The sequence below is a fragment of the Stenotrophomonas bentonitica genome (genome assembly GCF_002887735.1).
Classification (GTDB): domain Bacteria; phylum Pseudomonadota; class Gammaproteobacteria; order Xanthomonadales; family Xanthomonadaceae; genus Stenotrophomonas; species Stenotrophomonas bentonitica_A.
Genome location: NZ_PKQP01000002.1, coordinates 176,767 through 191,264, shown reverse-complemented (window position 1 = coordinate 191,264; position 14,498 = coordinate 176,767). Strand labels below are relative to the sequence as shown.

The following is a 14,498-nucleotide window of genomic DNA, read 5'->3' as shown; positions in this document are numbered from 1 at the left end:
TGGTAGAGGTCAAGCCGTGCCGGCCGTGTTGCGCGACATCGGTGGAGGGCGGTCGAGGTGCAGCAGTCCGCGCGGCAGTTCGGCATCGCGCGCATCGCAGCGGACGATGGCGCGGTTGTCGGTGCAATTGTCGAGCAGCGAGACAACACGGCGGCCGACCAGCAGCGCGCTCGGCCACTCGATGCAGGCCTTGGCCGCATTGGCCGGGGTACACACCGGATCGCACACTTCCAGCATCTGCGCACGCACGCCCAGGGCCTGGGCTTCCTGGTGCAGCACCTGCGCGTACATGCGCGTGGCCGACATGGTGATGGAGGACTCGCCATGCCCGGCCCACGGCTTGAAGCCGGCCGGGCCGCCCACCAGCACGTAGCGCCGCGCCTGCGCGCCGCCGCGCAGCAGCGGCAGCAGATGCCGGCCGGCGTGCACGTGCGGCATCACGTCGGCCTGCAGCGCCTGCAGCAACGCGTCGCCGCTGCGGTCGGTCACCCGCCCGCGGTTGTACGGGCCGCCCATCGCATCCACCACCGCAGCCAGCGCGCGCGGGCGCCCGCCGATGCGCTCGGCCACCGTGCGCGCCGAGCCATCATCGCCAAGCGAACCGAGCAGGACTTCCAGGCCCGGCTCGTCGGCGAACTGCTCCTGCAGCGCCGCCAGCCGGCCGGGATCGCGGCCGACCACCAGCACGGGGCTGCCGGCCTCCAGCAAGGCCGCCACGATGCCCTGGCCCACGCTGCCGGTGCCACCGAGCACCAGCACCTCGGGGGCCAATGTCCCATTCATGGGACTTTCACTCCCGTCGCCGGGATAATCCCAATTCGGCCCAGTCGATCGCCACCGCGGGCGCCCAGGCGGATGCTGCCGCCACGCTGCATGTTGGCAGGCGGAGTGAATTCGCGGAAAGCCTTGCGGGAGAGGGATCCCGGGCGAGCTTCAACAGTCATCGCGAGGTCCAGCGGGGCGCTGGGGCCGCTACGCAGGCGGCCAAGAATGTTCCGCAACCACATGGTTGACGTCCTTCATATCTGGAATGGCGCCAGATTAGTCTTCAAACTCCCCCTTGATTAGTCCGGATTTAGGGGAATAATCATCCCGTGCCCGGCACAATCATTTGCGGCACTCTTCCCCTCCCCCGACTTTGGATCCCGTCATGGCCCACGATCTCAACGACACGCTGATCTTCGTCAAAGTGGTCGAGCAAGGCAGTTTCATCGCCGCCGCCACGGCACTGGGGCTACCCAAGACCACGGTCAGCCGCAAAGTGCAGGAACTGGAAACGCGCCTGGGCGCACGGCTGCTGCACCGGACCACCCGCCGCCTCGGCCTCACCGAAGCCGGCTCGGTCTATCACGAGCATTGCCAGCGCATCGCACGCGAGCTGGAGGAAGCCGAAGGCGCGGTCAACCAGCTGCAGTCCGGCCCGCGTGGCTGGCTGCGCTTCACTGTGCCCTATTCGATCGGCATCACCTGGATCGCGCCGCTGCTGGGTCAGTTCCATGCGCAGTACCCGGAAATCCAGCTGGACATGCACCTGGGCAACGAAAAGCTGGATCTGATCGCCGGTGAGGCGGATCTGGCGCTGCGCGTGGGCACTCTGCCTGACTCCAACCTGGTGGCGCGCAAGCTTGGCAGTCTGCGTACGCAGGTGTTTGCCAGCCCGGCATACATCGAACGCTACGGCGAGCCGCTGCATCCGGATGAGCTGCAGTTCCACCGCATCCTGGCGATGCGCAAGGCGCGCAACCTCAACAACAACCGGTTCTTCTGGCAGCTGGGCGAGAACGGCGGCGAACTGCTGGATTTCCCGGTCAACCCGCTGCTGGTGGCCAACGACCCGTCCGCCTTGAACGGTGCCTTGGTATGCGGCGAAGGCCTGCTGCTGACCGGTGACGTGATGGCCAAGCCGTTCGTCGAATCGGGCATGGTGCGCCGCGTACTGGCCGGCTGGACCGGGCCGGAAGTGGACTTCAACGCGGTGTTCGCCGGCGGCCGGCTGGTGTCGCCGAAGGTCCGCGCGTTCGTCGATTTCCTGGTGGAGAAGATGAACTTCGACGCCAACTACATGCTGGCCCAGTGCCCGGCGGCGAAGCTGGCCAAGCAGCAGCAGACCCAGGTGGAAACCGAACTTCAGGCGACCGGGAAGCGCATTCTGGAGACGGTGACCGCGGGGTGATTCTGACGGTACGCCGGGCCGGCTACCGACGCCGCGCCGTCGCTTAGCGCTCTTGTCGAGTAAAAAGGGATGATTGCAATCTCGTTCCATCGTCAGATGGAAACGGACGTTGGACAAGATACCTGCTCGCAAGCTCGCGGAAACGCGACACCTCCGGCTCCGGAACGAAGCCTGTCGCGTTGTCGTCAACGAACTGAAGGCTCTTTATCCGCATCTACAACTGTCCGACATCGACAATGATGCGGTCGCCCAGGCCCGACGCTGGGCTGAGGCCCCCTGCGCGACCAGGCGCCGGCGCCTTTATGTCCCTTGGGACTGGCAGGAACTCTGGAGACGCTTCAGAAATCACGCATGCAGAGTGGATCTTGCGATACGCGATGCAGAAGTGCTGTGCGCTCTGGCCGTCGGTCGAGTCAGCAAGGGGCGGATGGTGGCGAGCATCCACTATCTTCAGTCCAATCCCGCATCACACGATCTGCAAGGCGAAGCCGGTCGTATTGCGACCGCCTATCTGCTTGCACTTGCCACCCAGCTGCGGTGTGGCGAAATCGCACTGAATCGTCCGGTACCGGAGTTGGTGGCGTACTACGAAAGGCTGGGCTTCACCCGGCATGTCCATCGCAAAGGCATGCTCTGGCGACTTGTCCAGGACATCACGGTGGGTGGCCAGGATTTGACAGTCGCCGTAGATGGCAGTAGTAGACTTTCGGCAGAACCGACCCGCTCAGGGGGCCAACAATGAAACGCTCCACTCAATTGAAGCCGGGCAAGCGAGCCGCATCCCCTGTGGACGTCGCCAAGGTCAGGCGCCACCTGTCGGGAGGCATTGGCGCGAAATCTGGCAAGACGTTGACCAAGGTCGAGCTTGAGGCCGTGTTCGATTCGGATAAGGCGATCCTGGCCCAGGCCTGCCGAATGGCGGGGGAGGATGTACTGTTGAAGTACAACGGAGTGATGGCCGGCGCGATCAGCCCGCGAAAACGTTCCAAGCCCGTTTAGGGCGATGCCGCACTCAGCTGGCCGGTGACCGGCACCGGGTGGCGCGGTTGCGATGATCAGCCAGGCAACGGCCGGTACTGTTTTGGCGGCGTTGTCGTGGGTGTTGCGGACGTGCGCGGACGGAACTGTTCAGGGCGTACCGGCCACCGGCCGGTACCTACAAAAAATGCCGCCTGCAAGGGCGGCATTTCTGTGTTGCGAGCCTGTGGCTCGCACCACGCAATAACAGCGCGCTGGCGCGCTGTTATTGCTGCAACGGAATCACACGGATCTCGACACGGCGGTTCTGCGCGCGGCCGGCATCGGTGTTGTTGTCGGCAATCGGGTAGGCCTTGCCGGCACCCAGAGTTTCGATGCGGGCGCGCTGCACGCCCTGGCCGGCCAGGTAGGCGGCGACCGAATCGGCACGTTCCTTGGACAGGCGGTTGTTGACCGCGTCGCTGCCGATGCTGTCGGTATGGCCGACCACTTCGATCATCGTCTGGTTGTACTCGGCAAGCGTGCTGGCCACGCCATTGAGCGAGCTGTAGAACTGCGGCTTCAGGGTGGACTTGCCGAAATCGAAGGTGATGCCGTCCGGCAGGTTCAGGGTCAGGTTGTCACCATCACGGGAGACGTCGATACCGGTATTGGCGGTACGTTCGCGCAGCGCGCGTTCCTGGCGGTCCTGGTACTGGCCGACGGCCGCGCCGCTGAGTGCACCGATACCGGCGCCGATCATGGCGTGCTGGCGGCGCTCGGTGGCGCTGTTGCCGCTGAGCAGGCCGGCGGCGACGCCGACGGCAGTGCCGATCAGGGCGTTGCGGCCGGTGCGGTTCTGCTGTTCGACGGGGTTGCCGTACTGGTCACTCTGCACGTAAGAGCCACCGGTGGCGCAGGCCGTCAGGGCGGCAGCAGTCATCAGGGCCAGGGCCACGTTGCGGGTTGCGGGTCGAATCATGAGGGTTCTCCTTGGTTACCGGACGGCGCCGGCTTGCGGGCCGTGAAGAGCATAAACAGCCCAACGCGATGCCGGCATGATGAATGGCACGCTCGGCAGCTCCCTGTTCAGGTAAACGCTTACCCCAGAACCGGATGATCCGAGATGGCCATCACGCCCAGCCTGTGTGCCGATACGCGGCCAAGGCGGCGTCGCGGCCTTCGCCCAGATCCACCAGCGGCAAGGCGGGGTAGGCTGGGGCGTGCTCGGCCAGCAGCTGCGGCGATTGCCAGGGCGCGAAGCGTGCCTTCAGCGGCAGCGCGGCCAGTTCCGGCACCCAGCGCGTGATGTAACGCGCCTGCGGATCGAACTTCTGCGACTGCGTCACCGGGTTGAAGATCCGGAAGTACGGCGCAGCGTCGGCCCCCGTGCCGGCCACCCACTGCCAGCCCATGGTGTTGTTGGCCAGGTCTGCATCGACCAGCGTGTCCCAGAACCAGCGCGCACCTTCACGCCAATGCTGGCGCATGTGCTTGCACAGGTAGCTGGCGACGATCATGCGCACGCGGTTGTGCATGTAGCCGGTGGCCCACAGCTCACGCAGGCCCGCATCCACGATCGGAATGCCGGTGCGGCCCTGCTGCCATGCACGCAGCGCGTCCGCATCGGGCTTGGCCCATTGGAACTGATCGAAGCGCGGGTTGAGGTTGTGGTCCGGCGTCTGCGGGAAGTGATGCAGCAGGTGATACGAAAACTCGCGCCAGCCCAGCTCGCGGATGTAGCCGTCGATGTCGGCATCGCGGCTGGCACTGCGCTCGCCCTGCAGCCGGCGGACGATCTGCCACGGGGCAATCTCGCCGAAATGCAGGTGCGGCGACAGCAGCGAGGTGCCCACCCGGTCCGGCAGATCACGCTGCTCGCGATAGCCGTTGAGGGCACCATCGATGAACACCGTCAGCGCTTCGTGCGCACCGGCCTCGCCTGGTTGCCAGTGGTCCCAGAACTGCCGGTCCCACGGTATCGAGGGTGCCAGGCCGAAGGCATCGAGCGTTTCGCCGCCCGCCGTGTGCGCGGGCAGCCGGTCAGGCACGCGGGTGGGCGCCGGCAGCTGCAGGCGCGTCAACGCATTGCGCCAGAATGGCGTGAACACTTTGTACGGCCCACCCTGCTGGGTCGCCACGTCCCACGGCTCGAACATCAGGCTGCCGTTGTGGCTCTCGGCCTCGATGCCCTTCTCGCGCAGTTCGCGCTTGATCTTCGCATCGCGCGGCTGCGTGGCCGGCTCGTATTTGCGGTTCCAGTAGACCGCCACCGCCCCGGTCTGCTCGATCAGGCGCTCCAGCTCGGCTTGGCTGTCGCCCTGGCACAGCACCAGCGCCGAGCCGCGGGCGCGCAGGTCGGCGTCCAGTGCCGCCAGCGAACGGTGCAGCCAGGCATTGGATGCGCCGCCGGGGGCCCAGTCGCCTTCTTCGTGCGGCGCATGGATGTAGACCGGTACCGGCACATGGCCGGCATCCAGCGCGGCCTGCAGGGCCGGGTTGTCCTGCAACCGCAGGTCACGGCGAAACCACACCAACGCTACCGACACGAGACTACCCCGGAAGATTCGAGAGGCAATGATAGCCAGTGCAGGTGAAGGACAGGCAGCGATCACGCGCGGATGGCCCGCACTGTTCCACATCGCCGTGCTTGACCTCAATCACGCTTGAGGTTCTATCGTGGCGTCCACCGAACAAACGCGGGCCTGCCCAAGCCCCTGTGCTTCGTACCTGTGCCGACCCGCCCTTTCGTTTTGCTGGAGATACCCATGGCTTACACCCTCCCCGCCCTGCCCTACGCCTACGACGCACTCGAACCGCACTTTGATGCACGCACGATGGAAATCCATCATGCCAGGCACCACCAGGCCTACGTCACCAATCTCAATGCCGCCCTCACCGATGCCGGGATCGAGAGCACGGATATCGACACGCTGATCGCCGAGATCGGCTCCCTGCCCGAAGGTGTGCGCAACGCCGTCCGCAACAACGGTGGCGGGCATGCCAACCACAGCCTGTTCTGGACGGTGCTGACCGCCAGCGGCGGCACGCCGGAAGGCGCTGTGGCGCAGGCGATCGATCGCGACCTCGGCGGCTACGCCGCGTTCAAGGAGGCCTTCACCAAGGCCGCGCAGACCCGCTTCGGCAGTGGCTGGGCGTGGTTGACGTTGAGCCGCGATGGCACGCTTCTGGTGGAGAGCAGCCCGAACCAGGACAACCCGTTGATGGGCGAGATTGCGGGCCTCTCCGGTGGCACGCCGATCCTGGGGCTGGATGTGTGGGAACACGCTTACTACCTGAACTACCAGAACCGCCGCCCGGATTACATCGCTGCGTTCTTCGAGCTGATCGACTGGGCCGAAGTCGCGCGCCGTTACCAGGCCGCCGGCGGCCGTTGATGGACACGGGCCCCGCACTCGGCCTCGGCACGCAACCCTCCGCCACGCCGTCCGAGGCTGCAGTGCTGGACCCGCCGCTTGCCCGCCTCACCGCTACCTGAGTCTGCATCGAATGGATATCTCCGCACTGCAACGTCTGCTCGAACAGGGGCGCGACAGCGCCCTGCTCCGCTTCGGCCTGGGCAAGGCCCTGCTCGACGCGGGTCACACCGCGGAGGCGGTCATCCATCTGCAGCGCTGTGTCGCAGAGGATCCACGGTACTCGGCGGGCTGGAAATGGCTGGGCAACGCCCATCTGGCGGCCGGGGATTCGGAGGCGGCGGCACAGGCATGGCAGCAAGGCAGTGCTGTCGCCGGGACCAACGGTGACAAGCAGGCGGTCAAGGAAATGGCCGTTTTCCTGCGGCGGCTGCAGAAGGCGAGCGCCGGCTCAGCGTGATCGGCCGGGAGGGCTACCAGAGCAGACCGTTGTTGTAGAGCGCGACCAGGATCCACACCAAGGCGATCACGCCGAAGCCAATGAAATAGCTCCAGTTCTGATGCGCGGCCGACCAATCGTCCTTCCCGAAGTGGCCGCCGCTGAAGGCAAACAACGTGACGCGGCCGATACCGAAGACCAGGGTCTGGACGATGAAAACGACCACGATCCAGTGGATCACGGTCAGTACGCCGCGCTTGATCTCCTCTTCCATGTGCCGTCGCCCCGTCCCTTGAATGGCCTGCCATCGGCAGTGCCCCGCCGCAGGGCATCGAGCATAGCGGACGAGCTCGGCGTCACGGAAGGTGGTGCGTGAGCGGCGGATCAGCAGCCGCTGCCGTGACCTGGGCCCTCAATCGCCTTTCGCGTGCCGCTGCTGCGCATCGAAACGCTGCATCGAGGCACGGATCAACGTCTTTGCCTCGGCGGCATTGCCCCAGCCGTTGAGCTGGACCGGGTTGCGGCCGGCCGGCAGGTCCTTGTAGACGCGGAAGAAGGCTTCGATGCGCTGCCGTTCGATCAGCGGCAGATCGTCCAGATCGCGGATGGCGGCGTATGTGGGATCGATCTTGTCGGTCGGCACGCCAATCACTTTCTCATCCTGCTCGCCATCATCGACCATCTTCAGGAAGCCGATCGGACGGAACCGCACGATCACGCCGGGGTGCAGCGGCTCGCGGGTCAGCACCAGCGCATCGAGCGGGTCGTTGTCGCCCGCCAACGTGCGCGGCATCGAGCCGTAGTTGGCCGGGTACGCCACCGGCATCGACTGGAAGCGGTCCACGTGGACCAGGCCGTCCTCCTTGATCTCGTATTTGGTGACGCTGCCAGCCGGAATTTCCACGGCCAGATTCACCTCCTCCGGGGCATTGTTCGGCTGCGCGGCAAGGAACGGGTGCAGCACCGCGTTGCCGGCCACGCCGGCGCCGGTGAGCAGCAGCAGGGACGCGGCCAACACAGCCCGCCCGATGGAACGGCGATGGATCATCTCGGTCTCCACGAAGGGCCGGGCACGCCGCAGCGGCCCGGCCGGTCGGTCATTCCCAGCAACGGTCGGCGCGGCCCTTGAGGGTCTGTGCGCGCGTGCAGTCACGGGGGGCGATGCGTCCCTGCGTCAATTCGGTCTTCTGTTTGCGACCATTGGTGCCACGTGTCAACTCGAAACCGTCGTACAGGCGTCCGGTGACCGTGCGCGCCTCATACCGCAGATGGCCGGGGTCGATCTTCAGCACCTGGAACAACTGCGTGTCCTCGCCGACCGGCGCCATGGTGGCGCGGGCCTCATCGGACAGCCGGTACTGCTTCGGCCCGGCCACGGTGACCACGAACTGCGGCGTCGCGCCCTGGCCTTCACCGCGGCGGCCATAGGTATGGTCATGGCCCTGCAGCACCAGATCGACCTGGTGACGGCGCACCACCGGCAGCAGCACATCGCGCAGCTCGGTGTTCTCGCGGCCTTCGCGCGGGGAATAGAACGGCTGGTGCAGCAGCACGATGCTCCACGGGTGCGGGTTGTCGGCCAGCACCGTATCCAGCCACGCCGCCTGCGCCTTGGCCGTGCCCAGATCGAGCGCAGAGGTGCCGTCGAGCACCGCGATGCGCACGCCCTGGTAGTCGAACCAGTAGGTACTGGTGTCCGCGGCGTCCACACCATTGCGCGGCAGCGCGAACGTCACCGGCCAGTGGCGACCGAGCACGCGACGCTCCTGCGGGGTGTCTTCGAACTCCTCGAAGTACTCATGGTTGCCGATCGCCGGGGCGACCGCGGTTTCCTGCGGCAGCCAGCCGGCGGCGGCGAACCACTCGCCCCACTCGCTGTCGTCCTGCCCATCGCCCCCACTGACCAGGTCACCGGCGAACAGGCTCAGGCGCGCGTCCGGGGCGGCCTTGATGCCGGCCCGCATCACCCGGGAGACGTGGCTGAGGTTCTTGTTCTGGGTATCACCGAAATACAACAGGGTCAGCGGCTGCTCGGCACGGCCCGCGGTGCGCAGCTGGTTCCAGGCACTCCAGGTGTTCTGCCCCTGCACGCGCCACAGATACAGCGTGTCCGGCTGCAGGCCAGTCACGTCCGCACGGTGATGGTGGGACGTCCCGAGTTCGGTGCTCAGCGCCTGGGTGGTGGCGGTGATGCGGGTCGGCATGCCGACATCCGGAGAGTCGCCGGCCAGCACCCATTCCAGCACCGGTGCCTTGACCGAGGTATCGGTGCGCCAGGCGACCGAGAAGCCGCGGGCAGCGTCCTGCGCCGGGGAGGCGACCAGCCGGTCCGGGAATCCGCTCGCGGCGTAATGGCGGTTGCCGGCCGGGACCTGGGTGTTGGGTTCGGCACCGGTCTCGGTCTCCTTCTTTGCCAGGGCGCTGCCACTGCACAGCAGCAGCCCCAGTGCGAGCGCGGTCAGGGCGGCAGGAACGCGGCTCACGCGCCACACTCCAGCGGCAGCGACAACTGCTTGGCGATGCTGGCCCAATCGAAGGCCACTACGCCCTGGTCATCGTGCACGGCGTACAGCGCGCCGTTCGGGAAACGCGCGGACGGCGCCTGCATCGACCAGATGCCGTCGGTGTTGGCCACCGTGTTGCCCTGGAAGGCGCCGACGTGCTTCAAGGTGTGGCGGTCGAACAGGTGGAACACGCTGCGCTGCTTGCCCTGCTCGGTGGTGATCCACCAACCATCCTTGCCGCAGGTCCGCAGCATCACGCCTTCGGCCTGGGCCTGGAAGGCATCGCGGCCAAACGTGGTGCCGCTGAAGCGACCTTCCAGCATGTAGACCTTGAACTCGCTGGCGTAGGTCTCGTCCTCTTCGGCGATCAGCAGGCGGTCGTTGGCGGGGTCGCCCCAGATCGATTCGACCACGCGCAGCGCGCCCGCTTCGGTGGTGTCACCGATGCTCGCGGTGAGCGAGGCCTGCGCCTTGCCGCCCTGCACAGTGAGCGCATACCGGCGCACGCGCTTGTCCAGCTCGGCCAGCGGCGGCAGCACATCGTTGCCCTGCGCGTCTTCGCCAGCGTCGTAGGAATCGGTGACGTACACGTCGTAGCCGCTGCCGAGCTTGTTCACCCACACCCCGTACGGCTTGCGCAGCTCACCGGCGCCGAACACGCCCAGCGGGGTGAAGTCCGGCAGCTGCAGCACCTGTACGCGGTGGTTGTCACGCTCCACGATCAGCACCAGGTCATCGACCACGGCGATGCCGTTGGGGCGGTCGAACTGGCCCGGCGCCGTGCCGAGGCTGCCGACATCGCGCAGCTTCGCGCCGGTCTGCCCGTCATAGACCACCAGCTTGTCGGTGGCCTTGGCGGTGGCGATCAGCCAGACCTGGCCGTCGGGCGTGGTCCAGCTGGCCGGCGAGTCGATGTTGTCGTCCGGGGTCATCGGGGTCAGGAACGCCTCGGCGACCGTGGCGACCTGGCGCGCGGCGGAGGCGTCGGCAGCAGCTGTCGGCGCCCCGGCTGCGGCAGGGTCCGGCGTCGCCGCCTCGGGAGCGGCGGCAGGCCTGCAGGCGGTCAACAGCGCCAGCGCGAGCAGGCTCAGGCAATGGCAGGCGCGCATCACAGGGCCACCTTCAGGCCGAGGGCGTAGGTACGGCCATACTCCTCGTTCTGCAGGGTGCGCGAGCGCACGCCCTGGTACAGCTCCAGCGGCTTGTCGAGCAGGTTCTGCGCTTCGAAGTAGACGCTCACGTTCGAGGTGATCTTGTAGTCCATGCTGAAGTCGAGCTGGGTATTGGGCGCCACGTAGATATCGTAGGCGCGGCTGTCGCCCAGCGAGTCCAGATACTCGCTGCGGTAGACCGCTGCCACGCGGGTGCTGAAGCCGGCCTTTTCATAGCCGATGTGCGCGCTGTACACATGCTTGGAGGCACGCGGCAACATGAAGTCGTCGCGCTCGCGACCGGCCACGCCCGGGTCGAAATCGGTGTCCAGCCAGGTACCGCTGGCGCCGACCAGCAGGCCATCCCAGCCGGCCGGCAGGAAGGCGAGCTGCTGCTGCCAGTTGAACTCGGCACCCCTGACCGTGGCCTTGTTGCCGTTGATCACCCGGGTAACTTCGAAGCCGGGATACGCCGGATCCGTGTTGCTCACCGTGTTGACGATGTAGCCATCGATCGACTTGTGGAACACCCCCAGCGAGACGATGCCGGTGCTGCCGAGGTACTTCTCGAGCGACAGGTCGATGTTCTTCGATTCGTACGGGTCCAGCTGCGGGTTGCCGATCCGCACTTCCTCATCGCCCCGGCTCAGGCCGACACGCGGCGCCACATCGCCGAACGACGGGCGCGAGACGGTCTTGTTGGCGGCCGCACGCAGCACCCAGTCATCACCGGCGTCATAACGCAGGTGCAGGCCAGGCAGCACGTTGGTGTAGCTGCGGCTCACGCTCAACGGGGTGACCGTGAAGCTGCGGCCGTTACCGGCCACCTCGACGCTGTTGCCGGTGGCGCTGAACTGGGTGTTCTCCACACGCACGCCACCGATGATGCGCAGCGCGCCGACATCCCAGGTGCCCATCACGTAACTGGCGAAGATGTCCTCACTGGCGGTGTAATCCTCTTCCAGCGAGGTCAGCGCATTGCCGCCGGCATCCTGCGGACGGGCACTGTACTGGCCACCGGACTGCGCCCAGTAGCGGCGCATGGCATCCGAGCTCATGCCCTGGCCGAGGCTGCCGCCGCGGTGATCGGGGGTGGAGGTGGTCCAGTCCGACAGCGCCACGTCCGGACCGACGCGCAGTTCGCGCTCATCGACATTGACGTCGCGGTCGCGCCAGCGCCCGAGCAGGCCGAACTTGATGCTGGAGGCATCGCCATCGAAGCGCACGTTGATCTGCGCACTGCGCTCGCTGTCGTTGACCTGCTTGGGCGACACCACAAAACGATCGAAATCGTAGTTGCCGTTGTCCATCCACTGCGCGCTGGTCAGGCTGTAGCGCGGGATGCCACTGTTCTGATCGACGCTGGCGCCGAGGTCATCGCCGCTGTACTCGAAACGCGCCTCCATCTCATCGTTGACGCGCTCTTCGGTACGCGTGTAACCGACCTTGTAATCGACCACCGCATTGGTCAGGCGGTTCTCGCCGCCGGCGCTGGTGGTGAAGGTGTTTTCTTTCTTGGTGCGGTAGCGCATGCGCTTCTGGATCGCATCGGCCGGCAGGTCATCGACGCGGTACTGGTTGCTGCCCAGCGCGGTGACGTCACCATCGCCGAAGTTGAAGAGGGTGCGCTGGCGGGTTTCGGCATCGTCGAACTGGCTGTACAGCGTGCGCAGGTAATACCGATTGTCGTCATCCGGGTGCCAATCCAGATTGAGGTTCGCACCGATGCGCTTGCGCTCGATCTCGTACTTACGCTGCTGCAGGCTGGTGGCGAACAGGTCGTCCTCGGCACCGCCGTCGAACTCGCCGTACTCCACTTCGGTGTTGTCCGATTCGAACTTGCGGTTCTGGTAGTTCACCCCCAACGCCACGCCGAAGGTATCGGCGAACACTTCGCTGTAGTTGATCGCGGCCTTGGGGCTGGTGTTGCCAGAGAGCTGCTGATGGCTGGCTTCGATCTTGCCGCGCAGGTTGCGGCCTTCGCGGTCGAACGCCGAGGCGGACTCGACCAGGATCGCACCGCCGATCGCGTCGCCGGGCATGTCCGGGGTGGGCGATTTGACCACGCGCAGGCGCTCGGTCGAGTCGGAGGGAATCACGTCCAGCGGTGCAGCGCGGCTGGAATCCTCCGGCGTACCAATCGCGATGCCATCGACACTGACGCTGTTGAGGTTGGCATCCAGGCCACGGATGACCACGAAGCGCCCCTCGCCCTGGTCACGGGTGACGCTGACGCCCGGCAGGCGCTGCAGCGATTCGGCCACGTTCTGGTCCGGATAGACGCCCATGGCATCGGAAGACACCGCATCTTCGATCGCATCGCTGCTGCGCTTGAGGTCGACCGCGCGGGTCTGCGACTCCAGCTGCGGGCGGACTTCGACCCGGTCCAGATCGATGGCGGCGGCACCGGCGGCGGCGCTGCCGGCCACGGTGCTGCCATCGGGCGTATCGGCGGCATGGGCCGACGGGGTGATCACCGCCAGCAACGAAAGACTGATCGCCAGACCCAACGGACGCTTCTTCTGCACTGCATTCCCCAATCTGTGTAAAGAATGGGTCAGCACGGTATGTCCGGGAGGTTGCATGAGGATGACACCGGGGACATCGAGGGCGGAGATCGGGGTCCGGGTAGAGCCGAGCCATGCTCGGCTGCCTCGGGTTGACGGGTGCGCCGGTGATCGGCTTCTTCATTGGCGGGCCTGCCGAGCATGGCTCGGCACTACCGGGCAGGGCGGCTTCGGCTTTTGGCTTCGGTTGGGTGTTGCGGCACACTAGTGACCTCTCCTCTCCCCTGATTCCCCCATGAAAATCGTCGAAGTGCGCCATCCGCTGGTGCAGCACAAGATCGGCCTGATGCGCGATGCGTCCCTGAGCACCAAGGACTTCCGCGAGCTGGCCAATGAACTCGGGGGGCTGCTGGCCTATGAGGCCACCGCCGACCTGGAGACCGAAGCCCACACCATGGCCGGCTGGGCGGGCCCGGTGACGGTGCAGCGCATTGCCGGGGCCAAGATCACCGTGGTGCCGATCCTGCGCGCCGGCCTGGGCATGCTCAGTGGCGTGCTCTCGCTGATCCCCGCCGCGCGGGTGAGCGTGGTCGGCCTGCAGCGCGATGAGGAGACCCTGCAGCCGGTGCCCTACTTCGAGCGCCTGACCGGCCGCCTGGAAGAGCGCGATGCGCTGATCCTGGACCCGATGCTGGCCACCGGCGGCACCCTCATCGCCACCATCGACATGCTCAAACGCGCTGGCGCCCGCCGCATCAAGGGCATCTTCCTGGTCGCCGCGCCGGAAGGCATCGCCGCCGTGCAGGCCGTGCACCCGGACGTGGAGATCTTCACCGCCGCCATCGATGCCCAGCTCAACGAGAAGGGCTACATCCTGCCGGGCCTGGGCGATGCGGGCGACCGCATCTTCGGGACCCGCGTGGTCGGTTGATCCGCTCGTTCTGACCGGCGGCCAGCACCGGCCGCCGGTGCTTCACACGGCCTGGCCATGGCCGGGCAGAAGCTGCGCGCACCATCAACCCGTGCGTGGAGCTGCGTCATGAAGACCCTGTCCCTGCTGGCCTGTCTGCTGTTTCTGGGTGGCCCTGTGATCGCCAGCGCGGCGACCCCGCAGCAACAGCGGATGGCCGATTGCTCGGCCAGGAACAAAGGCAAGACCGGCGAGGACTACAAAACTGCACAGAAGGCCTGCCTGAGCGCTCCGGCGCCGACGGCGAGCACGCCGCAGGAGCGCATGAAGACCTGCAACGCCGATGCGGCCGCGAAGAAGCTGGCCGGCGATGCGCGCAAGACGTTCATGAGCGGGTGTTTGAAGGCGCATTGACGCGTTGAGCGGGTAATGCCCGCGGCCGTGGGTGCCGTGCCGACCAACGGTCGGCACCTACCGCAG

At 66.4% G+C, this 14,498-nt stretch carries 15 protein-coding genes; 7 read left to right on the top strand and 8 right to left on the bottom strand.

The features are described 5' to 3' along the window. Positions 1 to 9 precede the first annotated feature (9 nt). Positions 10 to 783 carry an SDR family NAD(P)-dependent oxidoreductase gene (locus C0R07_RS05260; protein WP_019183225.1) on the bottom strand — a complete coding sequence of 258 codons (774 nt, stop codon included), beginning with the start codon at positions 781 to 783 and terminating at the stop codon, positions 10 to 12. A gap of 367 nt (positions 784 to 1,150) precedes the next feature. Between C0R07_RS05260 and C0R07_RS05250 the strand changes: the two genes are divergently transcribed. From C0R07_RS05250 to C0R07_RS05245, 3 genes are all read left to right on the top strand, one after another. Further along, the gene (locus tag C0R07_RS05250) at positions 1,151 to 2,173 is read left to right on the top strand and encodes a LysR family transcriptional regulator (RefSeq protein ID WP_019183226.1); all 1,023 of its coding nucleotides are present in this window, start codon (positions 1,151 to 1,153) and stop codon (positions 2,171 to 2,173) included. Positions 2,174 to 2,282: 109 nt separating this feature from the next. Beyond that, positions 2,283 to 2,915 (top strand): hypothetical protein, encoded by a 633-nt coding sequence (locus tag C0R07_RS19685; RefSeq protein WP_139146272.1) that lies wholly within the window; start codon positions 2,283 to 2,285, stop codon positions 2,913 to 2,915. Continuing rightward, a complete protein-coding gene (locus C0R07_RS05245; RefSeq protein WP_146027580.1) occupies positions 2,912 to 3,172 on the top strand; it encodes a hypothetical protein in 261 nt (86 codons plus the stop codon). The genes C0R07_RS19685 and C0R07_RS05245 overlap by 4 nt, the downstream gene beginning before the upstream one ends. A 244-nt stretch (positions 3,173 to 3,416) precedes the next feature. On the opposite strand, the gene C0R07_RS05240 is transcribed toward C0R07_RS05245, so the two are convergent. Then, complete coding sequence (locus tag C0R07_RS05240; RefSeq protein ID WP_019183227.1) at positions 3,417 to 4,112, bottom strand: OmpA family protein; 696 nt, start codon at positions 4,110 to 4,112, stop codon at positions 3,417 to 3,419. 151 nt (positions 4,113 to 4,263) lie between these two features. After that, positions 4,264 to 5,679 carry a cryptochrome/photolyase family protein gene (locus C0R07_RS05235; RefSeq protein WP_102788328.1) on the bottom strand — a complete coding sequence of 472 codons (1,416 nt, stop codon included), beginning with the start codon at positions 5,677 to 5,679 and terminating at the stop codon, positions 4,264 to 4,266. A gap of 219 nt (positions 5,680 to 5,898) precedes the next feature. Between C0R07_RS05235 and C0R07_RS05230 the strand changes: the two genes are divergently transcribed. Together C0R07_RS05230 and C0R07_RS05225 are read left to right on the top strand one after the other, a co-directional pair. After that, positions 5,899 to 6,528, top strand: a complete 630-nt coding sequence (locus C0R07_RS05230) for a superoxide dismutase (protein WP_070470273.1) — start codon at positions 5,899 to 5,901, stop codon at positions 6,526 to 6,528. A 112-nt stretch (positions 6,529 to 6,640) separates the two neighbouring features. Beyond that, positions 6,641 to 6,967: a tetratricopeptide repeat protein gene (locus C0R07_RS05225; protein ID WP_070470274.1), complete on the top strand. Its 327-nt coding sequence runs from the start codon at positions 6,641 to 6,643 to the stop codon at positions 6,965 to 6,967. A gap of 13 nt (positions 6,968 to 6,980) precedes the next feature. Here C0R07_RS05225 and C0R07_RS05220 read toward each other — a convergent pair whose 3' ends face one another. The 5 genes from C0R07_RS05220 to C0R07_RS05200 all read right to left on the bottom strand — a co-directional run bounded on the left by C0R07_RS05220 (position 6,981) and on the right by C0R07_RS05200 (position 13,129). Further along, a complete protein-coding gene (locus C0R07_RS05220) occupies positions 6,981 to 7,220 on the bottom strand; it encodes a hypothetical protein (protein WP_070470277.1) in 240 nt (79 codons plus the stop codon). Positions 7,221 to 7,358: 138 nt separating this feature from the next. Then, on the bottom strand, positions 7,359 to 7,994 hold the full coding sequence (locus tag C0R07_RS05215) for an inorganic diphosphatase (protein WP_102788327.1): 636 nt from the start codon (positions 7,992 to 7,994) through the stop codon (positions 7,359 to 7,361). A 49-nt stretch (positions 7,995 to 8,043) separates the two neighbouring features. Then, the gene (locus tag C0R07_RS05210) at positions 8,044 to 9,393 is read right to left on the bottom strand and encodes a purple acid phosphatase family protein (protein WP_070470300.1); all 1,350 of its coding nucleotides are present in this window, start codon (positions 9,391 to 9,393) and stop codon (positions 8,044 to 8,046) included. 32 nt (positions 9,394 to 9,425) lie between these two features. After that, positions 9,426 to 10,559 carry a phytase gene (locus C0R07_RS05205; protein ID WP_070470284.1) on the bottom strand — a complete coding sequence of 378 codons (1,134 nt, stop codon included), beginning with the start codon at positions 10,557 to 10,559 and terminating at the stop codon, positions 9,426 to 9,428. Next, positions 10,559 to 13,129 (bottom strand): TonB-dependent receptor, encoded by a 2,571-nt coding sequence (locus C0R07_RS05200; protein WP_102788325.1) that lies wholly within the window; start codon positions 13,127 to 13,129, stop codon positions 10,559 to 10,561. The genes C0R07_RS05205 and C0R07_RS05200 overlap by 1 nt, the downstream gene beginning before the upstream one ends. Before the next feature lie 274 nt (positions 13,130 to 13,403). Between C0R07_RS05200 and upp the strand changes: the two genes are divergently transcribed. Together upp and C0R07_RS05190 are read left to right on the top strand one after the other, a co-directional pair. Then, on the top strand, positions 13,404 to 14,039 hold the full coding sequence (upp, locus tag C0R07_RS05195) for a uracil phosphoribosyltransferase (RefSeq protein WP_070470290.1): 636 nt from the start codon (positions 13,404 to 13,406) through the stop codon (positions 14,037 to 14,039). A 108-nt stretch (positions 14,040 to 14,147) separates the two neighbouring features. Further along, positions 14,148 to 14,432 (top strand): PsiF family protein, encoded by a 285-nt coding sequence (locus C0R07_RS05190; protein ID WP_046272929.1) that lies wholly within the window; start codon positions 14,148 to 14,150, stop codon positions 14,430 to 14,432. Positions 14,433 to 14,498: the final 66 nt, after the last annotated feature.